This is a genomic window from Niveispirillum fermenti (assembly GCF_052474395.1).
Map to the genome: position 1 here is coordinate 704,900 of NZ_CP156679.1, position 24,600 is coordinate 729,499.

The window sequence follows — 24,600 nt, forward strand, 5'->3', positions numbered from 1 at the left end:
CCCAGGTGCCGGGCGGCGACATCCGGCGAGCGCGCTACGCGCGCCGAGGCTTGCGGGCGCTCAACGCGCCAATGATGCGGTGATGAATTGCTCTCGCCGCTGCCTGCGCTCAGCCTGTCTTTTTGCTATTGGCTTCCAACTCGTCCAGCAGGGCCTTGCGCGACAATTTGCCGATCATGGTCTTCGGCAGTTCATCGCGGAATTCGTAAAGCTTGGGCTGCTCGATGGTGGACAGCTTGTCCTCCAGGAAGGCCTTGATGTCCTCCTTGGTCAGGTCCTGTCCTTCGCGCTTCTTGATATAGGCCTTGACCGTCTGGCCGCGATAGGGGTCCGGCACGCCCAGCACGATGCATTCCGCGACGCCGGGATGCTGGTAGATCGCTTCTTCCACATTGCGGGGATAGACATTGTAGCCACCGGCCAGGATCATGTCCTTGATCCGGTCGACGATGAAGATATAGCCGTCATCATCGAAATAGCCGACATCGCCCGTGTGCAGCATGCCGCCGTCCAGCGTCTCCGCCGTGGCCTCCGCCTTGTTCCAGTAACCTTTCATGACCTGCGGGCCAATGATGCAGATTTCGCCCCGCTCACCGTGCGGCAGTTCCGTCTTGCGGTCCTCCAGGCTGATGATCCGGATCTGCGTGCCGGGCACCGGCAGACCGATCGAGCCGGCCCGATTGGCATGCGGCGGATTGATCGTGGCGATGGGGGAGCTTTCCGACAGGCCATAGCCCTCGACCAGCTTGCAGCCGGACAGTTCCTCGAACTGTGCCTTGACCTCCACGGGCAGCGGCGCGCCGCCGGAGTTGCAAAGCTTGATGGAGGACAGGTCGTACTTCGCCACATCCTTGTGATTGTTGATGGCCGTATAGATGGTCGGCACGGCCGGGAACTGGGTCGGCTTCTTCTTGTCGATGACCTGCATGACCTGGTCCAGTTCGAACCGGGGCAGCAGGATCATCTCCCCGCCCTTCATCAGGCTGAGATTCATCACGCAGGTCATGGCGAAGACATGGAAGAAGGGCAGCACGCCCAGCATCCGTTCCTCTCCGTCGACCGCCTCATGGAACCAGGTCACGGCCTGGCGGGTGTTGGCTGTGATGTTGAAATGGGTCAGCATCGCGCCCTTCGGCGCCCCGGTGGTGCCGCCGGTATATTGCAGCACGGCGACATCGTTCACGGCATCGATCGCCACCGGCGCCGGCCGGCCGTCATTGGCGATCAGGTCCTTGAACCACACATGTTTGTCGTCCGACGGGATGGTGGCGATTTCCTTGCGCTTGGCCAGCGGAAACAGCCAGTTCTTGGGAAAGGGCAGGACGCCGGCCATCGGCACGACGATGATCTTCTGCAACCGCGTCTGGCCGAACATCCTGGCCAGCTTGTCATAGGTCACCTTCAGATCGAGACTGACGATCCAGTCCGTCTCGCTGTCATTGATCATATGGACGATTTCCCGCTCGGCATAGAGCGGGTTGTAATTCACGACGGTGCCACCGGCCTTCAGGATGCCGAAATAGCAGATGACCGAGTAAGGCGTATTGGGCAGGAACAATCCCACCTTCTGCCCCTTCTTCAATCCCAGCTTCTGCAACCCCGCAGCGAACCGGTCGACCAGGGCGCCGACCTCCGCATAGGTGTATTTCTTGTCCAGGAAGTCGATGCAGGGCCGGCTGGCAAACCGCGCAACGGCATTGTCCAGCATGGCGGGCAATGATTGGGCGGGCAGGTCGATATCCCAGGAAACATCTGGCGGATAGCTCTTCTCCCAGATAAAGGGCTCGCGCTGTCCTTGCGGCTTCACTGCGGCATCGGCCATATCCGTCCTCCCGGTCCCGTGTCGTTGAGCGCCCGCTGCCCCGGCGCTTTCATTGACCTATATCGGGTGGGAAATCGCAACCTCAAGCGATTATTCCGGGTGACGTTACGGAAAGTGTGCCGATTTTTCGCAGAATGGAAGTCAAGTGGATTTTGAACGCTCGTCCCACATTTCCGGACATGCCGGCAAACCGGCGGTCAATGGCCCGCGAACCCGCTGTGTCCCTGGCAAATCCGTATCAATTCCCGCCCAGCCGATTGGCCGGATCATCGGGCGTGCCGCGCAATTCATCAACAACCATCCCACTCCACAATTTCTCGCTGCTGGCATAAAGCGCGCGGCCGATCATATGGGCGGCCACGGGGGTGGTCAGCAGCAGGAAAAGAATGGCCGCCCCCGCGCGCGCCACCACGTCGATACCGGGAAAGAACAGCGCCACGGCCACCAGGATCATGCCGCATCCCAGCGTGCCGGCCTTGCTGCTGGCATGCATTCGGGTCAGTGCGTCGGGCAGCCGGATGACCCCGATGGCGGCGATCAGGCTGAAAATGGCGCCGGCCAGAATCAGCAGGCCGAGAAATCCCTGCCAGATATCAAGGAACGTCATCTTTGTCCTCCGCGGCTTGCTTTTCCGGTGTTTCCGCCATCTTCTGATTGTAGACTGCCGCCTTGTGTTCCAGGAACCGTGCATAGGCGACCGTGGCAAAGAAGGCCACCAGCGCCAGCGCAATCGCGGCATCGAGGAAGACCACCTGATCGATATGGATGGCGAACAGCGCGATGAACGCCACGGCCAGCACCGTGAACAGGTCGGCCGCAACGATCCGGTCCCCTGCCCGCGGCCCGCGCAGCACGCGATACATGGTCATGACCATCGACAGGATGAGGATCACCAGCGAGACCTCAAGGCAGATATAGAAGAAGAAGGTCATCGCAGCACCTCCAGAATCCGCCGTTCCATGTTCGACTTGATTTCACGGCGCACCGCGTCCGGGTCGGAACCGAACATGGCGTGGATGTAAAGCGTCCGCCGGTCCGGCGCGACGTCCAGCGACAGGGTGCCCGGCGTCAGTGTGACGGCGCAGGCGAACAACTCGATCTCCCAGTCTGTCTCGACATCCAGCGGAATGGCGACCACGGCGGGTTGTACCTTCTCCCCGATGCCCACGATGCCGGCAGCCACCTTCAGGGCCGACCAGACGATCTCCTTTGCCAGCCACAGGGTGAAGCCGAGCCCGCCCCAGAGCCGCTGGAAGTAGCTCTGATCCGGATAGAGCGGCCTGGCGATCCACAGGATGAAATGCGACAGCACGATGCCCGAGATGAAGCTTTCCAGGCTGAAATCAGCCATGATGCCCATCCAGGCAAGCGCCAGCAGGATATTGACGACCAGCAGGCTCATTCCATGCCCTCCCCGCCCGCATCTTCTTCAGCGTGAAGGCCACCGATCAGCGTAGGCTGGCTGGCAGCAGGCCCCAGCACGGCATCCACATAGGTGGCCGGATCGCTGAGGCTTTCGGCGACACGGGTGACCGCGTTGGCCAGCGGTTCCGGCCGCAGGCCGATGGCGACCGTGATGATGGACAGCAGCAGCAGCGGGAAGACCAGCGGATAGGACCGGGCCGCGGGCATCTCCTCCAGGCTGGTCGTCCCCTCCTCCGGCGCCCGCTTCCATATCATCTCCACCCACACCCGGCCCACCAGCCAGAAGGTGAGCAGACCGGTCAGCAGCAGGGCCCCGACGATCACATAGTTCCCGGCCCCCAGACCGGCCTGGACCAGCATCAGCTTGCCCCAGAAACCCGACAGCGGCGGAAAGCCGGCCAGCGAGGCCATCGGAATGAACAGCAGGATGCAGAACCACGGCGCCGCCTTGAACAGGCCACCCAGCCTGTCATAGTCGGCGCTTCCCCCGGCCAGCCGCCGCACGACGCCCGCCCCCAGGAACAGGTTGGTCTTCACCACGATGTCATGCACCAGATAGAAGCTGGCCGCGGCCAGGGCCAGCGGGGTGGCGATGGCCAGCCCCATGACCATGCTACCGATATGGGCCACCACCTGCCAGGACCAGGCACGCTGAAGGTTCCGCACGGCCAGCGACGCCAGCACACCCGTGATCATGGTCAGCCCCGCCAGCCAGAGCAGGATGCCATGGGTCCAGGGCTGGTCGCCCGTGAAGATCAACGTGAACATGCGGATCAGCGCATAGACGCCGACCTTGGTCAGAAGCCCCGCGAAAATGGCCTGCACGGTCACCGCAGGGGTGTGATAGGCGGCGGGCAGCCAGGCGAAAAAGGGAAACAGCGCCGCCTTCATGCCAAACGCGATGATGAACAGCACGGCGATGGTGCTGACCAGCCCCTGATTGGCCACCTGCGGCAGGCGCACCGCCAGGTCGGCCATGTTCAGGGTGCCCGTGACGCCGTAAAGCAGCGCCACAGCCAGCAGCAGGCACGTCGTGGCCACCAGGTTGATGCCGACATATTTGACGGCACCGTCGATCTGCTCCCTCGTGCCGCCCAGCGACAGCAGCACGAAGCTGCTGATCAGCATGACTTCGAACCAGACATAGAGATTGAAGACGTCGCCTGTGATGAAGGCGCCGCAGACACCGACCATCAGCACCTGGAAGATGGCATGGAACCCGCCCTGTTCGCGCACCGGATCGATATCGCCCAGGCTGTAGATGGCCACACAAAGGGCCATGACGGACGAAATCCAGACCAGCAGGGCGGCCAGCGGGTCGGCCACCAGCGTGATTCCGAACGGGGCCGCCCAGGATGCCATCTGCACGACCTGGATACCATCATCCATGACGACGGACATCAGCAGGCCCGACAGGATGGTCAAGACCAGCGCACCGGCCAGCGAAAGCACGCGCTGCACCACCGGCCACCGCCAGAAGACCATGCAGAGCGCCGCGGTGACCAAAGGTGTCAGAATGGGGGAAACGGTCAGCCAGCCATTCATGATCTGTCACCCGGTTCCGCCGCACGCATATCGTTCGTGTCCAGCGTGTCCATTTCCTGATAGGCGCGCCAGCCCAGCGCCAGGGCAAAGGACAGAAGGCCGAAGCCGATCACGATCGCCGTCAGGATCAATGCCTGGGGCAAGGGGTTGGAAACGACCGTGGCCATCACCTCTTCCCCCTGGCCGATAAGCGGGGGCATGCCCTGGGTGATGCGCCCGACGGTCAGGATGGAGATGTTGACGGCGTTCGACAGCAATATGACGCCGAACATCATGCGCAGATATTGCCGTGACAGAAAAAGATAGACGGCACAGGCAACCATGCCGCCCACAACCAGGGCCATGATCACTTCCATCAGGCGGGCCCCCCTTCTTCCATCAGGGTCTGGACCATGGCCAGGATGCCGCCCAACACAACCAGATAGACGCCGATATCGAACAGCACCGGCGTGCCCAGGGCACCCAGCCAGAGAGCCGTCATGTAATTCTCTTCCGCAAAGGCCGCCAGCATGCCGGACAGCACACCCAGCAGCAGCCCGACGCCCAGAATGGTGCGGGGGGCGATCCGCAGCGCTTCCTTCATCGAAGCGACGCCGAATGCAAGCGCGTGCAGCGAAAAGGCCACGGCACAGATCAGACCGCCGACGAAGCCGCCACCGGGTTCATTATGGCCGCGCCACAGGATGAAGATGCTGAACAGCATCATCAACGGCATCAGCAGGCGCACACCCGTGCGCAGGATAAGACTGTCCATCATGGCTGTTCATCCTTGTCCTTGCGCCCGGACACACGCGCCTTCAGCAGGGCCAGCACGCCCAGCCCCGCCGTGGCGACCACCGTGATCTCGCCCAGCGTATCGAAGCCGCGGAAATCGACCAGGATGACATTCACCACATTGCGGCCATGGGCCTCCACATAGGACACGTCACCGAAGAAGCGGCTGAGATCGAGCGCCAGCGGCTGGTCCAACACGGCCAGCAGGATGGCGCTGGTCACGCCCCCAATGCCGATGGCGATGCCACCATGCAGCAGGCGCGCCGGGGGGGGCCTGTCACGGCCCTTTGGTAGCAATGGCAGGCGCGCCAGCACCAGGACCAGGATGATGGCCGTCAGCGTTTCCACCATCAACTGCGTGATCCCCACATCCGGCGCGCCGGACACCAGGAAGAACAGCGCGATGGAGACGCCCGTCACCGACAGCGACAGGATGGCCTCCATACGCGACACGGCCCGGACGGCACCGATGGAACCGATCAGCATGCTGACGGCCAGCGCGATCCCCACCGCGTCACTGCCGGCGACGGACAATCCCGGCCATGCCAACGCATCACGGAAGATCAGCGTGGCGCCCAACAGTACCAGAATGCCCGTGAACGCCATCACGAGATACCGGTTGAGCAGACCAGCCTGCAGGATCCCTGTCTGCCACGTGGCCAGACGATCGATCGCCGACAGGATGCGGTCCCAGGCCCTGTCGTGATCGATATGTGTCCTGGCCTGCAGGCGCTCCAGCGCCGCCTTGACCTGCGGCAGCTTGTGGAACAGCCCGACACCGATGGCGATGGTCACAGCCGACAGGCCCAATGCCGGGGTCAGCCCGTGCCACAGGGAAAGCCCCAGCGGAATTGCATCACCACGCACCGCCGACGCGGCCGCTGCCACCAGCCCCTGCGGCAGCCCGCCCCAAAGACCGAACAGCAGCGAGAGGGACGCCAGGAAAGCCGGACCCAGCCAGAGCTCCGGCCCCCCTTCATGCGCATGGCCGGTCGCCTTCGTGGGAGCGCCCGTGAAAGGCTTCAGGAAAACGAGGCCGGCGGCCCCCAGCATGGTGGCATTGGCCAGCACCAGCACCGCCAGCACCAGCCAGTTACCCCGCTCCAGCACACCCTCGTAGATGAGTTCCTTGCCAATGAAGCCGAAAAAGGGCGGCAGGCCGGCCATGGACAGCACGGCCAGCGCGATGAACAGCCCCGTGACGGGCATCTTGTGCCGCAGGCCACCCAACTCCCCCACCTCGCGCGTGCCGGTACCGTGGTCGACGGCGCCGGCACCCATGAACAAGGCCCCCTTGTAAAGGCTGTGGGCCAGCAGGAAAGCGGCGAAAGCGCCGACGGCCCCGTCCGTGCCCGTGCCGATCAGCAGCACCAGCACCCCCAACGCCATCAGCGTCGTGTAGGCCAGAATTTTCTTCAGGTCGGTGGAGCGCAGGGCCATGCCCCCGCCCCACAGCGCCGTGATGCCGCCCGCGATGGTCAGTGACCAGTACCAGGCTTCCGTGCCACCCATTTCGGGGTTCAGCCGGGCCAGCAGATAGACGCCAGCCTTCACCATGGTGGCGGAATGCAGATAGGCGCTGACCGGTGTCGGCGCGTCCATGGCGTTGGGCAGCCAGAAATGGAACGGCACCTGGGCCGATTTCGTGAAGCTGGCCAACAGCAACAGCACGAGCATGGCGGGATAAAGCGCGTGGGTGCGCAGATCGGTTCCCGATGCGGCGATGCCCGACAGGGTCCATTCCCCCGTCGCCTGCCCCATCAGCACCAGCCCGGCCAGCAGCGCCATGCCGCCCCCGCCCGTGACAAGCAGCGCCTGGATCGCGGACCGACGGGACCTTGCATCCTCATGGTTGAAACCGATCAGCAGGAAGCTGGTGACACTGGTCAATTCCCAGAACACGAACAGGCTGACAATGTCATCGGCCGTGACAAGCCCCAGCATCGCCGCCATGAAGCCCATCATGAACAGGTAGAACCGGCCTTCCCGCGGATGGCCACGCAGATAACCACCCGTATAGAGGATGATGAAGGTGCCGATGCCGCTGATCAGCAGGGCAAAAAGCAGCGACAACCCGTCCAGCCGGAAGGAAAGGCCCACCCCCAGCGATGGTGCCCAGGGTGTGTATTCCATCACCGGTTGCCCGGCGGCGATGCCGGGGACCTGCGTCAGGAACCAGCAAAAGGCCCCCAGCGGGACCATGGCCAGAAACCAATGGGATATGGCCGGAAAAATCCGGTTCAAGGTCGGCGCCACAGCCGCCGCCAGGATGATTGCGATGATCGATGTCAGGATCAAGGAACCGCCCGCCGTCATTCATGCTTATAGTTGACGGTGAATATAGGGATTGGCCCGTTCCAGCTTCAACCACTACCGGGAACATATGTGTCGTTTTGTCGCCACACCGTTCCCAAATAGCAACTCGCCAACAGGAAAAGCCGCCCTCGGCCGGTCCGGGCGGCTTTCTAATTCAAGGGGATGATGGGGAATGCCGGGAACCGGCTGTCTGCCGTTACCTGTTCCCGCCCGGTCACCCGCCTGCTTAATGGTGGCCGTGGCCACCATGATGCCCGTGATGAGCGTCATGGCCTTCGGGTGCCTTGATGGCGGCGATGCACAGGGCCGAAAGGACGCTGGCGGCGATGAACAGACCGATGGCGGCGAAACTCATGGGGAATCTCCAAATCCCGGAACGGCTGTAAACTTACCGGCCGGTGGACCGGCATGCAACCGCTATGGTGCCGCCGGCAGCGACAGCCAGTCTCTCATCAGTCCCGTCACCGTCTCCGGTTGCTCCAACGGGGCCAGATGCCCGCATCGCGGGATCACATGCAGCGCCGCGCCACGGATCATCCCCGCGATCTCATGTGAACGGTCCGGCGGCGTCTGGGCATCCTCGGCACCGACAATGACCAGCGTAGGCACCCGGATGGCAGGAAGATCCGGCCGGCTGTCGGGTCGCGACAGGATGGCAGACTGCTGACGACAGAAGGCGTCCCGGCCCACACGGGCCGTCATGGCCAGGACCACCCCGCCGATCTCCGGCACCTCAACATGGTCGGGATGGACCTGCGTGGCCAGCAGGCGGGGTGACATCCCGCGAAACCTGCCCATCCGGGCCAGCGTCAGAAGCGCCTGGCGCCGCTGGCGCTGTTCATCGGTATCGGCACGCGCGCTCGTATCCACCAGGCACAGGCGCGCCACCCGCTCGGGTGCCTGGCGCATGATCTCCATCGCGACATAGCCGCCCATCGACAGGCCGGCCAGCGCGAAACGCGCCGGTGCCTGCGCCAGCACGGCCGCTGCCAGCCCGCCCACCGAGTCCGCCATTGTCAGGTCCGGGACATGGCAATGGGCGATATCAGCAAGCTGCTCTGTCTGGTGCGCCCACAACGCATGGTCGCATAACAGCCCCGGCAGCAGGAGGAGGGGCTGCCTTGCGTCCGGCGTGGGGTGCATCATCGCCCGAAATCCTTGCTCTCAAAGGCCGAAATTGTTATCGAGAGCGCGACCGTAATCGAAGTGCCCCCCTCAAGGCCAATGCCGGGGACGCAAGGTTGTCAACGGTCGCTGTAAACCGCCGCCGACGTCACGGTGTTGTGCTTCGACGTCACTCAAGCCTGACGAAGGTCTAATGCTGTTCTCGGAACTTGGGCTCGGGTCCGAAGTCCTGCGCGCCGTTGAAGAAGTCGGTTACACCACGCCGACGCCGATCCAGGAGAAAGCCATCCCCTGGGTGCTGCAGGGCCGCGACGTGCTGGGCTGCGCCCAGACCGGCACGGGAAAGACCGCCTCCTTCACCCTGCCCATGATCGAAATCCTGGGGCGGGGCCGTGCCAAGGCACGCATGCCCCGGTCACTGATCCTGGAGCCGACGCGCGAACTGGCCGCACAGGTGGCGGAAAATTTCGAGCTGTACGGGAAATACCACAAGCTCTCGATGGCGCTGCTGATCGGCGGCGAGAGCTTTGGGGACCAGATCAAGAAGCTGGAACGCGGTGTGGACGTCCTGATCGCCACGCCGGGCCGCATGATGGATCTGTTCGACCGCGGCAACATCCTGCTGACTGACATCAAGGTTCTGGTGATCGATGAGGCCGACCGCATGCTCGATATGGGGTTCATCCCCGATATCGAGCGGATCGTCAGCCTGTTGCCGCGCAAGCGCCAGACCCTGTTCTTCAGCGCCACCATGCCGCCGGAGATCAAGCGTCTGGCCGACAAGTTCCTGACCTCTCCGGAAGAGGTGACGGTCAGCGCACCCGCCAGCACGGCCACCACCGTGGCCCAGCATCTGCTGGTCGTCCATGACGAGGACAAGCGCGGCGCATTGCGCCATCTTCTGTCGACCGACGACGTGAAGAACGCCTTCATCTTCTGTAACCGCAAGAAGGATGTGGCCGTCGTCCATGGCTCGCTGGTCAAGCACGGCTTCAATGCCGGCGCGCTGCACGGCGACATGGTGCAGTCCAAGCGCACCGAAACGCTGGAGGCCTTCAAGGCCGGCACCATCGATCTGCTGGTCTGTTCCGATGTGGCGGCGCGCGGCATCGATATTTCCAATGTCAGCCACGTGTTCAATTTCGACACGCCGCACCATGCGGAGGATTATGTCCACCGGATCGGCCGGACCGGGCGCGCCGGCAAGTCCGGCCGCGCCTTCACCATCGCCACGCCGGAAGACGGCAAGCTGGTGCAGGCCATCGAAAAGCTGATCGGCAAGGAAATTCCCCGGTTCGAGGTGGAAGGGATCGAGAAGGCTGAGCTGTCATTCGACGATGATGGCCGCCGCCGCCGGGGTGGGCGTCCCGAGAAGAAAGACGACAGGCGCCGTCCGGAACCCCGCAACCGCCGTGACCGGCCGGTGCGCGAAGCTACGGCCGAGCCCGTGGAGACAGTGGAAGCCGCTGCCGCGCCCGAGTCGCGGGAACAGAAGCGTGAGCGCCCCGACCGTGGCCGGTTTGAGGCCCGCGGAGAGGCGCGGGGCGAGTTCCGCCGGGACGAACATCGGCGCGAGCGCGATGACCGGCGTGACGATCGGCGTGATCGCCGTCCCCGCCGCGATGATCTGGACGATGATCGCGGCCCGCCCGTGGTCGGCTTCGGTGACGATGTTCCCGCCTTCATCCTGCGTCAGGCCCGTCCGCCGCGGGCGGCATCGGCCGTTGAATCGGAAGCGGGCACAGACGACCATAAGGCCGCCACGCCGGCCCGCCTTCCGTCGGAGCAAGCGCACATTCCTATTGCCGGTGAAGTCGATACCGCGGGGTCGTGAGCGATGCAGACGATCTTCATCCTGGTGAAGTGCGATTTGGGTCGGGCCTATGACGTCGCTGATCTGGCGGTGCAAAGCATCCCCGAAGTGTCGGAGGTGCATTCCACCTCCGGCCAGTATGACCTGATGATGAAGTGCTTTCTGGAAGATGGTGAGGATATCGGCCATTTCGTGACGGGACAGATACAGACATTGTCCGGCGTGAAGGACACCTTCACCATCATCACCTTCAAGGCCTTCAGTTGAAGGATTTTGACCAGAATTGAATGAACGAAAAAGGGTGGAACCACGTGGTTCCACCCTTTTTCGTTTGCAGAGACCTATGGTTAGAGCGGTTTTCCTTTGGACTTGAAACTGCTCTGGCGGCGACTGCCGCCGTCCGGATTTTCAGGGGAAACGGCAGACCTGTCCGGTGACTTCCACGAAGGAACGGGCGCCGACAGCGACAGTCAGGCGTATTTCCTTGTCGGCGGTGATCAGGGAATGTTCCAGGGGCAACACCCCGCTGGCCTGCGTGGCCTTGCCGGCTGCATCTGTGAACTGGATATTCACGGGCTTGGCCGGATCGTACCACGCCTCCGGATTGCCGCCCATATTGCGGGCCGGCACGCCTTCCCCCGTCACGGTGATGGCACCGTCCGCAAAGGCAACCGACGTGTTGGCCCCACGATAGATGGGCGTCGGCAGGACGAACCGCTTCGTCTCCGACTGGCCGCAGGATTGGGGATTGCTGGTCTGTTCAATAACGAAGGCCATGCGGTCGGGATTGACGCCTTCCGCCAGCTTGCGGGCCATCAATTCGTTCAGCTTGGCCAGGTCACCGCTGGGAATTTCGCGCTGCAGGCGGATTTCCAGTTCGTTGGCCCTGATCTCATGACTTTGGGCAATCTGCTGGACCTGCTGGGCACGTCGCTCCGCCTTTTCCCGCGCGGCGATGGCGGCGGCCAGTTCCTCCTGCATCGACCCCTCGCGGGATTTGAGCTGTTCGACACCGACCAGATAGGAAAAGCCGGCAACGACGCCCAGCACGCCCAGCCAAAGACCGGCCTTGCCAAGCCGCACCCAGAAGCGCCGGCGGTACCGCCGCTGATGATCATAAAGCCCGTAGCTCATCGCACACTGATAAATCAAGGGGATGACAGGCGCATCCACCTATGTGGACGCGCTCGCCGACCCTACTCCAGCCGGTCATGTAAATACAAGGGACGGGGAGCTGTCCTGAACAGGCAAGGGCCAAGGGGCGCCGCTCTGGTCCGTTCAGCCCTTGGGCAGTACCTGTTCGATCGCCGTCGCCAGTTCGGTAGAATCCGGCGTCACCTTGGACGAAAACGCTTCCACAAGGCTGCCATCCGGACCGATCAGATATTTATGGAAATTCCATTTCGGCTCACCCTTCTGGGCGGTCACCCATTTATAGAAGGGGTGCGCGGCACCGCCCTTTACGGGCTCCTTCGTCGTCATGGGAAAGTCGATGGCGAAATTGACCTCGCAGAACTCCTTGATCTCCTTGTCGGATCCCGGCTCCTGCCCGCCGAAGTCATTGGACGGCACGCCCAGAACGACCAGACCCCTGTCACGGTACTTGTCCCACAATTCCTGCAGGCCCTTGTATTGCGGGGTGTAGCCGCACATCGACGCGGTATTCACCACCAGCACCGCCTTGCCACGATACCCATCCAGCTTCAGCGGGCCGCCTTCAATGGCGGTAAAGCTGAAATCATGGGCGTTTTCCGCCTGGGCCGGGCCGGGCAGGCCCATCACCCCCATCATTGCGAGGCCACCGGCCAGCGCCAGAACAGCCCTGCGGCCCACGATCCCTGCCTTGTCGTCCATGATGCACCCTGCTGCGCGTCGATCCAGCCTGACAATGTAGTGCGCGAACACCATTCGTCCAGCATTACAGACGGGTCGCGACCTGCGCACCCGTCTGGCTGTTACGGACAAGGCACCGTTCCAGGGCGGCGCCGCGGACGGCGTTGGCCCCATCGCCCGGCATGGAGACCTGGACATAGTGGGCACAATTGGCGAAATGCGGATGTTCGTCGGCGATCTGCAGCGGCGGCGATACCGGTGCCCCGCCACAGGCGGCCAGCAAGGATGCCAGCGCCAGGATCGAAATCAAGCGGCCCATTGCCGCCTCCCTTTCATCATCGTGAAATTGCGAATATTGATGCCGACAATCACGTCTTCGCGCTTGCGGCGAAGTGATCCGCCGCACAGAGTCGCGATCGGGCGGGCATGGACGATGCGCGCATCCTGCATGGACCGGAGGAACCGTGATGACGCAGAATCCCCTGCCCCGCTTGCTGCTGTCGGATGACAGCCGGCTGGTCGTCATCGACATGCAGGACCGGCTGCTGGCCGCCATCGACCAGGGCAGCGCGGTCGTCACCCGGTGTGAAATCCTGTTGCGGGCGGCCCATCGCCTTGGCATCCCCATCGCCGCCACCGAGCAGAATCCGGCCGGCATCGGCCCCACGACGGCGGTATTGGGCGCGCATCTGCCGCTGCGGTTCGGGAAGGTCCATTTCTCCGCAGCGGAAGAAGCGGATTTCCTGGCCTGGGCGGCATCGGGCGGATCGGTGGTGCTGACCGGGACGGAGGCCCATGTCTGCGTGTTGCAGACGGCACTGGGTCTTCGGGCGTTGGGATTGCGGGTAGCCGTCGTCGCGGATGCCGTCGGCTCCCGGCATCCGGCCGACAAGCAGGCGGCACTGGACCGCCTTCGCCATCACGGGGTCGACATCGTGACGACGGAGATGGTCGTCTTCGAATGGCTGGGCCGGTACGACCGGCCGGAATTCAAGGAGTTGCTGCGGCTGATCAAATAGATCGGCCCCCACCGTCTCCCCTGCCCCCGCCTGTCTTTCCTATTGCTGCTGCCCGAATACCGACCCTGACAGGGACGGGCTCAGGAATTCGCCCAGATTCTTCAGCACGACGCGGAAGAATAGCCGGTCACCCGTGTCGATGCCGATCCGGCGGGTATAATTGCGCTCGCCGACAAGCTGGAAGGTCAGGCATTCCTCCTGATAGGTCAGGGTCGCGCTGCTCAGCACCGGGCCCCCGTCAGGGGCGAGATCACGGCGATGGCTGACGCCGACGGACCAGCGATCGGTCAATGCCGAACTGACGCCCAGCGACAATTCCTCCCGGTTGCGGGTGGCAAGTCCGCCATCCTGGATCTGCTTGTCCAGATAGATATAGCTGCCGGTCACGCGGAACTGCGACGGGCCGAAGACGCCCGACACGTCGTGCAACCGCTGGGCCAGCGTTTCGCTGTCCAGCCGGAACGAGTAGCTGACATCCAGCCAGGGGCTCGGCGTCAGCTCGACCTTGCCGACCACGTCGGAGGTGCGGCGGCGCAGGCCCGATCCATTGGGGAAATCGGTGTCGCCCTGCAGGCGATGGCTTTGCCCCAGGAACAGCGTGCTGGACCCGCCGCTGAAGCCGTAGAAGCCGGCCTTCATGCCGTAGGTCAGGCGCTGTCCGCCCTCCAGCCGGTCGATGCCGGGATAGCGCGAGGCCCGGAACAGGTTCGTGTAGTCGAACTCGATATCCTGGCTGTCCTCGTTGGGGATGTTGCTGCTGTTGGAGATATTCGGCGCCACCGACAGCATGACCAGGGGTTCCAGCAGCGTCTGGACCGTGCCATCCTGGCGCGCCAGCGGATAGCTGACGGTCCAGTCGGCATGGGTGAATCCGCGGAACCGTACCTTGTCGTCATCCAGCACGGTACCGTCCGACCGGCGCAGGTTGCTGACCCAATACCCATCGGTCCGTGCTTCGGCCTGTACGGTGGAAACCAAGCCGAATCCGGTCACATCGTCACGGCGCCAGCCCAGGCTGCCCGACACACGCCGCGTATCGTTGCCGTTGGACCGCAACAGCGACAGGAAACCGGCATCGGCCGACCAGCGCCCGCCCATCACGCCGCCGGGTTCCCCCATCGCGGCATAGGTCACCATGGGCAGGACGACGGGTTCCTCTTCCGGGTTGCCGGGGCGAAGGTCCTGGAAATCATAGACATTGATGGACAGGTAGTTCCGGGCGTCGAACTGCTCGACGAAGGCGCGGCTGGCCAGGATATCCTCTGTCGAATAATCGTAGCGCAGCAGGTGCGTATTGTCGGTCACCCGGCGCAGGTCGAAGCCCCAGCGCCATTGCTCATCAATGTCGAAACGGCCGGTGGCGAAGATATGGCCGCGGAATTCCTTCTTTTCCACCACGCCGGCCCCGGTATCGCGGGCGCGGTCGGTATAGACAGCGCTACCGGCCGCCGTGATGGAGCCTGTGGCGAAACGCTGCCGATATTCACCGCCCAGCAGCAGGCCGTCCTTCGTGCTGGGCGTCACCTCCAGGGTGAAATCCTTCGACTCGTCGATATCGAAGAAATAATAGAGCCGCGCATAGGTACCGAGATCGGAACTGATGCCGCCACCGGGGGAAAGAAAGCCGCTCCGCCGTTCCACGGTCGGGTCGGGATGGCCGAAAAACGGCAGCCAGAAGATGGGAATGCCCGCCACCTCCAGCGTGGCATCGCGATAATAGACGTCGCGCTTTTCCTGGTCATGGGTGATACGGGCCGCCCTGATCTGCCAGATGGGCGGGCGCGACGGGTCCTCCGCGCACAGTTCGCAAGGAGAGTAGACGGCATTTTCCATGCGCGTGTAGCGCCCCTCCAGCCGTTCCCCCTCAAGCGCGGCAAACTTGGAATTGTCCGACATCAGAATTCGGACCTGATCCACGAAGCCGCGCGACATGTCGTCGGTCAGTTCCAGGTAGTTGGCGAACAGCACCTCGCCCGTCGGCTCCAGGATGGAGACGTTACCCGATGCCGTGACGACATTGGTCTTTTCAGAAAAACTGACCGTGTCGGCCAGCAGCAACCGGGCCCCCTGGCTCAGTTCGACCTGTCCCCGCGCCGTGACGATCCCCAGGTCCTGATCATAGTCGACCCGGTCGGCATAGAGCAGGACCGGCTGCCCCTGGCCCTGCCCGGTACCGTCGGCTGCAGGGTCTGCGCCCGGGCCATGGGCACGGCCAGCCCGCAAGCCAACGCCGTGGACAACAGCAAGCGGCGAAAGGAACGGGCGCTGTTCATCGTCTTGGTCGTCTCACGGATCACGGGACATGGTCGAATGCTTGTCCCCGACCGCTGCGCATGTGTCAACTGAAGCCTCCCGCGGCGCAACCGCGCCATGCCATGGTCGCGCGGCAATCATATGCTGGTTTCAGCAAGGGGATAGGGTCCGTCTGCGGCATTTTCATGCCCTTTTTGCCGCCGGCTCGACAGATGGAGACCTATTCCCCCATCGCCTTGAAGGCGGCGATGGCCGACGTGATGTCGTCCGGCGGCGCCGACGGTGGCGGCGGCGGCACCCGGAATGGGGCCAGACGCAAGGACATGTTCATCGGATAGCCGCCATAAAGGCCGGGACTGGCCCCGGACAGGTCCAGCCGGCGTTCCAAACCATCAAACGACAATTCCAACCCGTCATAACGGTAGTCATTCAGCGCACGGGTCACCAGCGCCAGGCTGTCATTGTGGCCGGGGTCCAGCCAGACAGGTATGGCCGGAGAGGCCAGCGCCAGGCGCCCGGCCCCGCCGGCATGCAGACGGCCGGGTCCCAGCCGGACCCCGGCCGCATCCCATCGCAGCGGCAGCCGCCCCGACAGCGCGCCATCGGCATTCAGCCCCATCACCCCCACCGCCCGCAACGCATCCGCCAGCGGCAGGCCAGCCACCTCGATCCCCATATCCAGTCGGGAACTGCCCAACCGATAGGTGGTGGCTGCGACCGTCACGGGATTGTCTGTCCACCTGAAAGCCTCCGGTGTCAGCCTCAGCACGCCATCACCCGGCAGTTCAAGGCCGACGGCGCCCGCGCGCAACGGGACGCCGACATCGGCCAGCGCCACGGACAGCCGCTGGGCCGGCATGGACAAGGGGGACAAGCGATCGAAGCGCAGGACGCCGTTCACCCCGGCCAGCCGCAATCCCGGCCGCTCCAGCGCCACCTGGTCCAGCAGCAGGTCGGCGGTACCGTCCAGGGTGCCCTCGTGCCACCCGGCCCGCAGACGTGCCGCGATGGTGCCGGAAAGACCGGCGGGCAGCGGACTGCCAGGGAACAGGCTTTCCACACGCCGTCCGTCCGCCCCGACCCGCAACGGAGAGAGCTCCAGCATCGCCCGGCCACTGCCATCCGGCAGGTGCAGGGTGACCTCGCCCTTCAGCGAAACAGCCCGATCCACCCCGCCGGCCGTCCAGTCCAGGCGTACTTCGCCGGCGGGGTCGCCGTGCAGACGGCCATCGACGGGCAAGGCGGCCGTCCACCCCGTGCGCAGCGACGCCACCCCCAGCCGCAGATCAAGCGGGGTGATCACGGGACCGGCCACCATCAGGCCCCGCCCCTCCACCCCCAGCGTCGGCAGGTTCACACTGCCCGCCGTAACGGGATCCGGCGCCAGCCACCATCCCCCGTCGCGACGGACCAGCAGCAGGCCAAGCGACAGTGAATTGTCACGAGGGCCGCCACCGATGCCGATGCCATCGGCTGTCAGACGCAGCGCCACAGTTGGTCCCGTGGCGGGAATCGCATCCAGCGAAAGCAGGTTGTCGGCCTGGAGGGCCAGCAGGACGGGACCACCGGTCAATCCGGGATCAGGCAGCCCTGCCCTTGTCGCGAACTGCGTGATATCGGTGATGGTCAGCCCGCCTTCCAGCCGGTGACGCCCCTGCCCGTCATCCTTCACGGAAAGGTTCAGCCGGGCGGCTGTCGCCCAATCGGCCCGCACCGTCCCTTGTCCGTCATGCCAGTTCAGCACCAGATCGGGCAGGCCCCTGCCCAGGCCGGCAGCCTGCAGATCGATCGCCGCCGTCCAGTTGCTGCGGTCCGGGCGCACCAGCCGTCCCTGCCCTGACAGACGGCTTTGCCCCGCCTCGTCGCGGGGGGTCAGCCGATAGTTCAGTTCGGTCAGTCTGCCAGCGTCCCAGGCTGCCGCAGCCTCCACCCCCGCCTGTGCCACGCCGAAACGCGCGGTGCCGCCGATGCGGCCTTGCCAGCCGTCAGGTCCCCTATCCAGGCGGCCATCGCCCTTGATAATCAGCGGGGGCAATCCGACGTCGGATGTCAGGGCGATGCGTGCCCCCCCGAACGTGACGGGACCGGTGATCGGCAAGGCGGTGCCTTGCGGCAGCCGGATACCGTCCGGCCCCACGGGCAGTGACAGATGCAAGCCTTCGATATGCAAAGGGCCGATCCGTCCATGCCAGAGATCGGCGGGGCTGAAACGCAGGCTGAACTGGTCAGCCCCCTGGTCGCCGCCCAGGCTGAAGGCGCCGGATATCCCTCCAGGCCCCAGATGATCGACGGCCAGTTCCGCCTGTGGATATCCCCAGGCCCGCAGATCGGCCGTCCAGCGGGCGGCCAGCATGGCCGGCAGCAGCATCCAAAGAAACATTGCCCCCGCCAGCATCAGGGCCGCGAGAACCAGTCCCATCCTTGTCGCGCGCGTCATCCCACGGCACCACCCGGCAATTCCCGCCGCCCCTGCGGCCATACCGCCCTTGTTCTTGCAAGGATGCTGCCGTTATCGTGGCCACGCAACCGATGCACGATGATGCCGCCAATGTTGAAGCGCCTTGCCTGTCTGATCATCCTTCTCCTGCTGGCGCCGGCCGCCCTGGCAGAGCGTCCGCCGGCCATGCCGGAGCACATGCTGGTCATGGAACTGGCCACCGGCACCGTCCTCATCCAGATGCGCCCCGATCTGGCGCCTGTGCATGTGGCGCGCATCAGGCAACTCGTGCGCCGGGGCTTCTATGACGGCCTGCCCTTCCACCGCGTCATTCCGGGCTTCATGGCCCAGACGGGGGACAATAGCGGGACCGGCCATGGTGGCACGGGGCGTTGGCTGGACCTGGAGCCCTCCGCCGAGCCGCATGTGCGCGGCGCCGTTTCCATGGCCCGCGGCATGAACCGCAACAGCGGCGACTGTCAGTTCTTCATCCTCACAGGGGGTGACCCATCACTGGACGGCAATTACACGCTCTGGGGCCATGTGGTGCAGGGGATGGACCTGATCGACGGGCTGAAGACGGGGGATGTAAAGAAGAACGGCTATGTCAAGGACCCGGATCGCATCCTGTCACTGCGCGTGTCGGCCGATCCGCCACGCCCGCCCAAGGCCGTGCCATCCCGGAATTAGCGGGTAGCCATCGCGCCCGCCCCTGTTCCCAACCGCCGTCCGTGCCGTTATGGTACGCGCAGCATGCAACCGACAGCCGGGCAGCATCCGGCGACAAGGAAGACCATCATGGACCTGGAAAATACCCTCTATCTCGACTTGGCATCGGGCCGCGTCACCATCCAGCTTCGCCCCGACCTGGCGCCCAAGCATGTGGCCCGCATCAAGGAACTGGCGCGGGAGGGTTTTTACGACGGCCTGACCTTCCATCGCGTGATCGAGGGGTTCATGGCCCAGGGTGGCTGCCCGGACGGTAACGGCATGGGCGGTTCCGGCCAGAACCTGCCACAGGAATTCAGCCGCGAACCGCATGTGCGCGGCACCTGCTCCATGGCGCGCGCGGCCAACCCGAACAGCGCCGACAGCCAGTTCTTCATCTGCTTCGCCGACGCCCGGTTCCTGGACGGCCAGTACACCGTGTGGGGCCAGGTCACCGAGGGCATGGAGCATGTGGACAATATCAAGCGCGGCCAGGGCCGCAATGGCGAGGTCCGCGACCCCGATACGATCGTGAAGCTGTCCGTGGCGGCGGATCAGGCCGCCGCCTGACGGGCACGCCTTACATCTTCGTTTCGCTGCCGATGACGCCGCCCGCAGGTCAATGCGGGCGGCGTTTTCATTTTGAAATTTACATCCGCCGCTTCCGCGCGCCTCATGGTCGGTGAACCGGCCGGCAATTCCGGGGCAGCCAATTCGGACGGGAACCATCGCCGGTGATAATCCGTTATGTCATCTGCCGGTGAAGGCCGGTGGCAAGCACCCAACATCCATAGAGGTTGCTGATGAACGACGCGAATATCGGCTGGATCGCAGCCATCATCATCGGGGGCCTGGCGGGCTGGATCGCCTCGATGCTCATGAAAAGCGACACGGGTGTTCTTCTGAACATCATCCTGGGCATCGTGGGAGCGGCGCTGGCCAGCTTCCTGTTCGGCATCCTGGGTGTCTATTTCGGCGGCTGGCTCGGCTATCTGGTGGCCGGCATCCTGGGCGCCTGCATCCTGATCGGGGGGGTGCGGGCCATCCGGTAGGTTTTCCCCGCTGAAACCAGACGGGTTGAACGGTTTCGCCCCGCCGGCCGCGCGGGGCGAAAGCCGTTGTGGTGTTCCATATGGTTGCGAAACTCTTTAATCTGCTCCATGCAAACCTGTCCCCGCGCCCGCATGGAGACCCGCCGAGATGATCGACCCCTCCCTTCCCCCCGCATTGGAAATCCGGGGCCTGCGCAAATCCTATGGCTCAAAAGAAGCGGTCCGCGGCATCGATCTCAGCATCCGGCAGGGGGAGTTCTATGGACTGTTGGGGCCCAATGGTGCCGGCAAGACCACGACGCTGAAGATGGTCGTCGGGCTGCTCAACCCGACGGCAGGCAGTATCAATGTCTTCGGCTTCGACACGGGCCGCGACCCCGTGGCAGCCAAGCGGCAGACCGCCTGGCTGCCGGATGAGCCGATGCTTTACGACAAGCTGACGCCGCTGGAATATCTGGAATTCGTGGCAGGTTTGTGGGGTATCGACGCAAGCGTCGCCAGCGACCGCGCGGACGAACTGCTGATCCGGCTCGACCTGCATGACCACCGGCATGAACGGTGCGAGGGGTTTTCACGGGGAATGAAGCAGAAGGCGGCGCTTGCCGGCGCGCTGATCCACGATCCGCGCCTGCTGATCCTGGACGAGCCGCTGACGGGGCTGGATGCGGCCATCGCCCGGCAGGTGAAGGACCTGCTGGTTGAGCGCGCGCGCAACGGCTGCACCATCATCCTGACCACCCATATTATGGAGGTGGCCGAACGGCTGGTGGACCGGATCGGCATCATTCAGCACGGGCTGCTCCTGGCCGAAGGGACGCTGGATGCGTTGCGCCGGCAGCATGGGCGCGACGGCGCAACGCTGGAGGATCTGTTCCTTGATCTGGTGTCCGGCAAGGCGGTGGCCGCATGACATTGCTGAAGCCCGGCAGCCTGCCCTGGCTGCTGCGTCATGAACTGCGTCTGGCCCTGCGGACCCGCAAGGTCGGCCCCTGGGCCTGGGCCGCTCTGATCTTGGGCGTCCTGTTCCTGCATGGGGTTGGCGTGCTGTCCGCCTTCGGCTTTGCCAAGATCAGAATCTCGCCGGAAGCCGTTCAATTGATCTTCGGCGGTGCAGCCATCTTCGCCGTGGCCGTGATGCTGGCCGGGGCCATGCAATTGACCGTGAACGCCTTCTATACGCGCGGCGACATGGACCTTCTGCTGTCTTCCCCGCTGCCGGCGCGCACCATCATGCCCGTGCGACTGCTGGCCGTCGCCATCACCATCATGTCCGGTACGGTGCTGACCACGGCCGCCTTCATGAATACCGGGGCCGTGATCGTGTCGGGCCGTTGGCTGGTCGGCTATGTCAGCCTGCCGGCCGTGGCGCTGCTGGCCACCACGCTTTCCTTTCTGATGGTGCTGGGACTGGTGCGCCTGCTGGGACCGCGGCGGGCGCGGACCGTGGCGCAGGTCATTGGCGGTGTGATCGGCATCGGGGCGGCCGTGGCGGCGCAAATCCCCAATATGAACAGCACGGCCGACAGCGCCACAAGACGGCAGAACTATGCGGAGATGGCAGCCTTTTCCGACCATCCCATGGCGGAGCCGGTACGCTGGCTGGGTGCGGCGATCACCGGGGAGCCGATACCGCTGGCCATCCTGCTGGTTCTGTCGCTGGGGGGATTCGCAGCCTGCACCCTGCTGCTGGGGCCGCTTTTCGTGCGGTCTGTCAATGCGGCCGCGGGCACCGATGCCACCCCGCGCAAGCGAAAGACGGATGGCAAACCCGTCGCTCTCAAGGTGCGTGGTGCCACGTCGGCCGTGCTGTGGAAGGAATGGCGGCTGATCCTGCGCGATCCCAGCCTGCTGACACAGGTGGCCTCCATCCTGCTTATCGCCGTACCGGTGGCCCTGCCCACGCTGGGCAAGACCATCGACACTGCGACGGGAGAGGCATTGGCCTTCGCCTGGCTCAGCGTCGTACCGGTGGCGGGGCTGCTCTCCGGGGCGCTGGTCTGGCTGGCCCTGGTGGCGGAGGATGCGCCGGACCTTCTTGGCACCGCACCCGTCCCTGCCCGACGGCTTCTTGCCGACCGTTTGCTGGCCGCGGCCCTGCCAGCTCTGGTGCCGTCCACGCTGATCTGGCTGTATATCGCGCCGTCGGCCCCCTGGTCCGCCCTGGTTCTCTGGCTGTCGACGATACTGGGCATCGCGCTGTTCCTGCTGCTGGACATAAGGCAGAGCCCTGTGACCGGTGGGCGCAAGGCGTTCCAGAAACGCTACCAGGGCAACCTGGTCGCTCTGTTCGCTGAAATGCTGCTGGCCTTCGCAATGTTCGGACTGGCCATCGTCCTTGTGCAGTTCCTGCCCCCTCTCTGGGCCGTGCCCTTGTTGTTGCTGGGCAACGCGGTGGCGGTGGGTTGCTTGATCCTGCCTGCGCGCAAGGAATACTGAGCCCCCTGTGGCGATGTCCGAAAACCGCGAGCGGGCCGCCCCCGGCCGTGGCAGGATCGACGCCATGGAAATGCTCGATCCCATCGCCTGTTACCGCGCCGTGCAGACACGGGACGCCCGATTCGACGGGCGTTTCTTCACGGCCGTGCTGACCACCGGCATCTATTGCCGGCCGGTATGCCCGGCGCGCACGCCCAAGGTGGACAATTGCCGTTTCTATCCCAGTGCCGCGGCGGCACAGGAGGGGGGGTTTCGCCCCTGCCTGCGCTGCCGGCCGGAGGCGGCACCCGATCTGGCCGTATGGCGTGGCACATCCAACACCGTGTCGCGTGGACTGACGCTGATCGCCGACGGGGCCCTGGATGGGGATGATGCCAGCGTGGATGCGCTGGCTGGTCGGCTGGGCGTCGGGGAACGACAGTTGCGTCGCCTGTTCAAGCAGCATCTGGGGGCCAGCCCTGTCGCCGTGGCCCAGACGCGCCGTGTGCTTTTCGCCAAACAGTTGCTGCACGAAACCCGTCTGCCCATGGCGGAGGTGGCGCTGGCCGCCGGGTTCAGCAGCATCCGCCGTTTCAACGAGACATTCCAGGCGCTTTACGGTCGCCCCCCGCGCGACCTCCGCCGCCAGGCGGTGGCGTCGGATCAGCCGGAAGGCAGCGTCGCACAGGATGGTATCCGGTTGCGTCTGCGCTACCGCCCGCCGCTGGACTGGCCGGATCTGCTGTCGGCCATCTCGGCGCAGGCCGATCCGGCCGAACAGGTCGGCGAGGGCCGCTGGCAGCGACGTCTGCCGGACGGGGGCGAGGTGACGGTGACCTGTCTGCCGGACCAGCATGCGCTGCAGGCGGTTATCCGCACGGCCGACATCCGGACCCTGTCTGCCATCGCCAGCCGCCTGCGCCGCCGGTTCGACCTGTCGGCCGACATGCCGACCATCAATGCCCATCTGTCGCTGGACCCTGTTCTCGCCCCCCTTGTCGCGGCGTGCCCGGGCCGCCGCGTACCCGCCCCGTGGGATGGCGCACTGCCCCCATCCTCCCCCACCGGCAAACGGCAATGGGAACCCTGGGGCGCCTATGCCCGGCGGCACATCACAGGCCCTCTCCCCTGACCGGCCGGGCGAGGTCTTTCCGCATCCACCCCCTTCCCCCTGGAACAGACATGATGACCCACGATCTGCCCACCTTCTTCCGGGCCCTGCATAGGGGACCTGACCCGTTGATCCTGTGCAATGCCTGGGATGCCGGCAGCGCCCGGATGATCCGCAGCCAGGGCGCGCGCGCCATTGCCACCACCAGCGCGGGGATGGCCTGGGCCCTCGGGATCGCCGATGGCAATCATCTGCCGGCCGACCTTCTGCTGGCCATGTCTGCCGGCATCGTGAAGGCGGTGCCCGACCTGCCGGTCAGCATCGATATGGAAGCCGGTTACAACGATGATCCCGCGACCGTGGCCGATCTGGCGCGCCGTGTGGTGGAAACCGGTGTTGCCGGCATCAATATCGAAGATGGAACGGACGCACCCGACCTGCTGGCCGCGAAGATCGCCGCCATCCGGAAGGCGGTCGGCCCTGCCCTGTTCATCAATGCGCGGACGGATGTGTATCTGCGCCAGCTCGTGCCCGGCGAAAGCCGGGTGGCAGAGGTGATCAAGCGCGGTGAATTTTATGGAGCCGCCGGCGCCGATGGGCTGTTCACACCGGGCCTGATGGACAGGGCGGCAATCGGGGACATCGCCGCCGGGACAAGCCTGCCCTTGAATGTCATGGCTGTGCCTGGCCTGCCGGCCGTGGCAGAACTGGCAGCACTGGGCGTCCGCCGGCTTTCATCCGGATCGGCATTGCCGCAACATCTCTGGGCGCGCGTAGCCTCCCTGGCCGGTGCCTTCCTGACGGATGGGGCATCGGACCCGCTCTGGGTGGAAAGCATGGCCTATCCGCAGATCAACGCCATGATGGCAGGGGCGTCGGCGTGATATCAAGTACCGGTGATCGCAACCGATCACCGGCCTCCATCGCCGGCGCCGGCATTTCGTGGAAACAC

The 24,600-nt window shown here is 64.7% G+C and carries 25 protein-coding genes and 1 pseudogene; 10 read left to right on the forward strand and 16 right to left on the reverse strand.

The features are described from left to right. Positions 1-109: 109 nt before the first annotated feature. The 10 genes from ABC728_RS07395 to ABC728_RS07440 all read right to left on the reverse strand — a co-directional run bounded on the left by ABC728_RS07395 (position 110) and on the right by ABC728_RS07440 (position 9,028). On the reverse strand, positions 110-1,822 hold the full coding sequence (locus tag ABC728_RS07395) for a long-chain-fatty-acid--CoA ligase (protein ID WP_416617804.1): 1,713 nt from the start codon (positions 1,820-1,822) through the stop codon (positions 110-112). Between the two features lie 238 nt (positions 1,823-2,060). Next, on the reverse strand, positions 2,061-2,429 hold the full coding sequence (gene mnhG / locus ABC728_RS07400) for a monovalent cation/H(+) antiporter subunit G (RefSeq protein WP_416617805.1): 369 nt from the start codon (positions 2,427-2,429) through the stop codon (positions 2,061-2,063). After that, positions 2,416-2,754 carry a monovalent cation/H+ antiporter complex subunit F gene (locus ABC728_RS07405; RefSeq protein WP_416617806.1) on the reverse strand — a complete coding sequence of 113 codons (339 nt, stop codon included), beginning with the start codon at positions 2,752-2,754 and terminating at the stop codon, positions 2,416-2,418. The genes mnhG and ABC728_RS07405 overlap by 14 nt, the downstream gene beginning before the upstream one ends. After that, positions 2,751-3,224: a Na+/H+ antiporter subunit E gene (locus ABC728_RS07410; RefSeq protein WP_416617807.1), complete on the reverse strand. Its 474-nt coding sequence runs from the start codon at positions 3,222-3,224 to the stop codon at positions 2,751-2,753. Before ABC728_RS07410 ends, ABC728_RS07405 begins: the two co-directional genes overlap by 4 nt. Beyond that, the gene (locus ABC728_RS07415; protein WP_416617808.1) at positions 3,221-4,792 is read right to left on the reverse strand and encodes a Na+/H+ antiporter subunit D; all 1,572 of its coding nucleotides are present in this window, start codon (positions 4,790-4,792) and stop codon (positions 3,221-3,223) included. The genes ABC728_RS07410 and ABC728_RS07415 overlap by 4 nt, the downstream gene beginning before the upstream one ends. Next, positions 4,789-5,148 carry a Na+/H+ antiporter subunit C gene (locus ABC728_RS07420; protein WP_445376333.1) on the reverse strand — a complete coding sequence of 120 codons (360 nt, stop codon included), beginning with the start codon at positions 5,146-5,148 and terminating at the stop codon, positions 4,789-4,791. The genes ABC728_RS07415 and ABC728_RS07420 overlap by 4 nt, the downstream gene beginning before the upstream one ends. Further along, on the reverse strand, positions 5,148-5,546 hold the full coding sequence (locus ABC728_RS07425) for a Na+/H+ antiporter subunit B (protein WP_445376398.1): 399 nt from the start codon (positions 5,544-5,546) through the stop codon (positions 5,148-5,150). Before ABC728_RS07425 ends, ABC728_RS07420 begins: the two co-directional genes overlap by 1 nt. Next, on the reverse strand, positions 5,546-7,864 hold the full coding sequence (locus ABC728_RS07430; RefSeq protein WP_416617811.1) for a putative monovalent cation/H+ antiporter subunit A: 2,319 nt from the start codon (positions 7,862-7,864) through the stop codon (positions 5,546-5,548). Before ABC728_RS07430 ends, ABC728_RS07425 begins: the two co-directional genes overlap by 1 nt. Positions 7,865-8,108: 244 nt before the next feature. Beyond that, entirely contained in the window at positions 8,109-8,237 is a 129-nt protein-coding gene (locus tag ABC728_RS07435; protein ID WP_416617812.1) for a hypothetical protein, read from the reverse strand. A 62-nt stretch (positions 8,238-8,299) separates the two neighbouring features. Next, positions 8,300-9,028: an alpha/beta fold hydrolase gene (locus ABC728_RS07440; RefSeq protein ID WP_416617813.1), complete on the reverse strand. Its 729-nt coding sequence runs from the start codon at positions 9,026-9,028 to the stop codon at positions 8,300-8,302. A 172-nt stretch (positions 9,029-9,200) separates the two neighbouring features. On the opposite strand from ABC728_RS07440, the gene ABC728_RS07445 reads away from it, so the two are divergent. Next, positions 9,201-10,841 carry a DEAD/DEAH box helicase gene (locus ABC728_RS07445; protein WP_416617814.1) on the forward strand — a complete coding sequence of 547 codons (1,641 nt, stop codon included), beginning with the start codon at positions 9,201-9,203 and terminating at the stop codon, positions 10,839-10,841. Positions 10,842-10,844: 3 nt separating this feature from the next. Continuing rightward, complete coding sequence (locus ABC728_RS07450; RefSeq protein WP_416617815.1) at positions 10,845-11,087, forward strand: Lrp/AsnC ligand binding domain-containing protein; 243 nt, start codon at positions 10,845-10,847, stop codon at positions 11,085-11,087. A 141-nt stretch (positions 11,088-11,228) separates the two neighbouring features. On the opposite strand, the gene ABC728_RS07455 is transcribed toward ABC728_RS07450, so the two are convergent. From ABC728_RS07455 to ABC728_RS07470, 4 genes are all read right to left on the reverse strand, one after another. Then, on the reverse strand, positions 11,229-11,954 hold the full coding sequence (locus ABC728_RS07455) for a hypothetical protein (protein WP_416617816.1): 726 nt from the start codon (positions 11,952-11,954) through the stop codon (positions 11,229-11,231). A 144-nt stretch (positions 11,955-12,098) separates the two neighbouring features. Then, entirely contained in the window at positions 12,099-12,674 is a 576-nt protein-coding gene (locus tag ABC728_RS07460; protein ID WP_416617817.1) for a glutathione peroxidase, read from the reverse strand. A 64-nt stretch (positions 12,675-12,738) separates the two neighbouring features. Continuing rightward, positions 12,739-12,972: a hypothetical protein gene (locus ABC728_RS07465; protein WP_416617818.1), complete on the reverse strand. Its 234-nt coding sequence runs from the start codon at positions 12,970-12,972 to the stop codon at positions 12,739-12,741. Then, complete coding sequence (locus ABC728_RS07470; protein ID WP_416617819.1) at positions 12,960-13,103, reverse strand: hypothetical protein; 144 nt, start codon at positions 13,101-13,103, stop codon at positions 12,960-12,962. Before ABC728_RS07470 ends, ABC728_RS07465 begins: the two co-directional genes overlap by 13 nt. Before the next feature lie 17 nt (positions 13,104-13,120). Between ABC728_RS07470 and ABC728_RS07475 the strand changes: the two genes are divergently transcribed. Next, positions 13,121-13,672, forward strand: a complete 552-nt coding sequence (locus ABC728_RS07475; RefSeq protein WP_416617820.1) for an isochorismatase family protein — start codon at positions 13,121-13,123, stop codon at positions 13,670-13,672. A 39-nt stretch (positions 13,673-13,711) separates the two neighbouring features. Here the strand turns inward: ABC728_RS07475 and ABC728_RS07480 are convergent, their stop codons facing one another. Next, positions 13,712-15,895 (reverse strand): LPS-assembly protein LptD, encoded by a 2,184-nt coding sequence (locus ABC728_RS07480; RefSeq protein WP_445376334.1) that lies wholly within the window; start codon positions 15,893-15,895, stop codon positions 13,712-13,714. 250 nt (positions 15,896-16,145) lie between these two features. Continuing rightward, positions 16,146-18,362, reverse strand: coding sequence for an intermembrane phospholipid transport protein YdbH family protein (locus ABC728_RS07485; RefSeq protein WP_416617822.1), 2,217 nt, complete (start codon positions 18,360-18,362; stop codon positions 16,146-16,148). Positions 18,363-18,473: 111 nt separating this feature from the next. Between ABC728_RS07485 and ABC728_RS07490 the strand changes: the two genes are divergently transcribed. The 7 genes and pseudogenes from ABC728_RS07490 (at position 18,474) to ABC728_RS07520 (ending at position 24,532) form a co-directional block, all read left to right on the forward strand. Further along, positions 18,474-19,052, forward strand: coding sequence for a peptidylprolyl isomerase (locus ABC728_RS07490; RefSeq protein WP_416617823.1), 579 nt, complete (start codon positions 18,474-18,476; stop codon positions 19,050-19,052). A gap of 108 nt (positions 19,053-19,160) precedes the next feature. After that, on the forward strand, positions 19,161-19,640 hold the full coding sequence (locus tag ABC728_RS07495) for a peptidylprolyl isomerase (RefSeq protein ID WP_416617824.1): 480 nt from the start codon (positions 19,161-19,163) through the stop codon (positions 19,638-19,640). A gap of 233 nt (positions 19,641-19,873) precedes the next feature. Further along, positions 19,874-20,122: a GlsB/YeaQ/YmgE family stress response membrane protein gene (locus ABC728_RS07500; RefSeq protein ID WP_416617825.1), complete on the forward strand. Its 249-nt coding sequence runs from the start codon at positions 19,874-19,876 to the stop codon at positions 20,120-20,122. Between the two features lie 148 nt (positions 20,123-20,270). Beyond that, the gene (locus tag ABC728_RS07505) at positions 20,271-21,032 is read left to right on the forward strand and encodes an ABC transporter ATP-binding protein (protein WP_416617826.1); all 762 of its coding nucleotides are present in this window, start codon (positions 20,271-20,273) and stop codon (positions 21,030-21,032) included. Continuing rightward, positions 21,029-22,558, forward strand: coding sequence for a hypothetical protein (locus ABC728_RS07510; RefSeq protein WP_416617827.1), 1,530 nt, complete (start codon positions 21,029-21,031; stop codon positions 22,556-22,558). The genes ABC728_RS07505 and ABC728_RS07510 overlap by 4 nt, the downstream gene beginning before the upstream one ends. 64 nt (positions 22,559-22,622) lie before the next feature. Beyond that, a pseudogene (locus tag ABC728_RS07515) lies at positions 22,623-23,579 on the forward strand (bifunctional transcriptional activator/DNA repair enzyme AdaA); the annotation flags it as partial. Positions 23,580-23,719: 140 nt separating this feature from the next. Beyond that, positions 23,720-24,532: an isocitrate lyase/PEP mutase family protein gene (locus tag ABC728_RS07520; RefSeq protein WP_416617828.1), complete on the forward strand. Its 813-nt coding sequence runs from the start codon at positions 23,720-23,722 to the stop codon at positions 24,530-24,532. The last annotated feature ends 68 nt before the right edge of the window (positions 24,533-24,600 follow it).

Bases quoted from the DNA above. Each gene is read 5' to 3' on its own strand.
- ABC728_RS07470 (WP_416617819.1), bottom strand. From the start codon at position 13,103: ATGCAGGATGCGCGCATCGTCCATGCCCGCCCGATCGCGACTCTGTGC.
- ABC728_RS07405 (WP_416617806.1), bottom strand. From the start codon at position 2,754: ATGACCTTCTTCTTCTATATCTGCCTTGAGGTCTCGCTGGTGATCCTC.
- ABC728_RS07500 (WP_416617825.1), top strand. From the start codon at position 19,874: ATGAACGACGCGAATATCGGCTGGATCGCAGCCATCATCATCGGGGGC.
- ABC728_RS07455 (WP_416617816.1), bottom strand. From the start codon at position 11,954: ATGAGCTACGGGCTTTATGATCATCAGCGGCGGTACCGCCGGCGCTTC.
- ABC728_RS07465 (WP_416617818.1), bottom strand. From the start codon at position 12,972: ATGGGCCGCTTGATTTCGATCCTGGCGCTGGCATCCTTGCTGGCCGCC.
- ABC728_RS07475 (WP_416617820.1), top strand. From the start codon at position 13,121: ATGACGCAGAATCCCCTGCCCCGCTTGCTGCTGTCGGATGACAGCCGG.
- ABC728_RS07420 (WP_445376333.1), bottom strand. From the start codon at position 5,148: ATGGAAGTGATCATGGCCCTGGTTGTGGGCGGCATGGTTGCCTGTGCC.
- ABC728_RS07395 (WP_416617804.1), bottom strand. From the start codon at position 1,822: ATGGCCGATGCCGCAGTGAAGCCGCAAGGACAGCGCGAGCCCTTTATC.
- ABC728_RS07440 (WP_416617813.1), bottom strand. From the start codon at position 9,028: ATGATGCACCCCACGCCGGACGCAAGGCAGCCCCTCCTCCTGCTGCCG.
- ABC728_RS07485 (WP_416617822.1), bottom strand. From the start codon at position 18,362: ATGACGCGCGCGACAAGGATGGGACTGGTTCTCGCGGCCCTGATGCTG.
- ABC728_RS07510 (WP_416617827.1), top strand. From the start codon at position 21,029: ATGACATTGCTGAAGCCCGGCAGCCTGCCCTGGCTGCTGCGTCATGAA.
- ABC728_RS07505 (WP_416617826.1), top strand. From the start codon at position 20,271: ATGATCGACCCCTCCCTTCCCCCCGCATTGGAAATCCGGGGCCTGCGC.
- ABC728_RS07520 (WP_416617828.1), top strand. From the start codon at position 23,720: ATGATGACCCACGATCTGCCCACCTTCTTCCGGGCCCTGCATAGGGGA.
- ABC728_RS07415 (WP_416617808.1), bottom strand. From the start codon at position 4,792: ATGAATGGCTGGCTGACCGTTTCCCCCATTCTGACACCTTTGGTCACC.
- ABC728_RS07425 (WP_445376398.1), bottom strand. From the start codon at position 5,546: ATGGACAGTCTTATCCTGCGCACGGGTGTGCGCCTGCTGATGCCGTTG.
- ABC728_RS07490 (WP_416617823.1), top strand. From the start codon at position 18,474: ATGTTGAAGCGCCTTGCCTGTCTGATCATCCTTCTCCTGCTGGCGCCG.
- ABC728_RS07460 (WP_416617817.1), bottom strand. From the start codon at position 12,674: ATGGACGACAAGGCAGGGATCGTGGGCCGCAGGGCTGTTCTGGCGCTG.
- ABC728_RS07435 (WP_416617812.1), bottom strand. From the start codon at position 8,237: ATGAGTTTCGCCGCCATCGGTCTGTTCATCGCCGCCAGCGTCCTTTCG.
- ABC728_RS07495 (WP_416617824.1), top strand. From the start codon at position 19,161: ATGGACCTGGAAAATACCCTCTATCTCGACTTGGCATCGGGCCGCGTC.
- ABC728_RS07450 (WP_416617815.1), top strand. From the start codon at position 10,845: ATGCAGACGATCTTCATCCTGGTGAAGTGCGATTTGGGTCGGGCCTAT.
- ABC728_RS07410 (WP_416617807.1), bottom strand. From the start codon at position 3,224: ATGAGCCTGCTGGTCGTCAATATCCTGCTGGCGCTTGCCTGGATGGGC.
- ABC728_RS07445 (WP_416617814.1), top strand. From the start codon at position 9,201: ATGCTGTTCTCGGAACTTGGGCTCGGGTCCGAAGTCCTGCGCGCCGTT.
- mnhG (WP_416617805.1), bottom strand. From the start codon at position 2,429: ATGACGTTCCTTGATATCTGGCAGGGATTTCTCGGCCTGCTGATTCTG.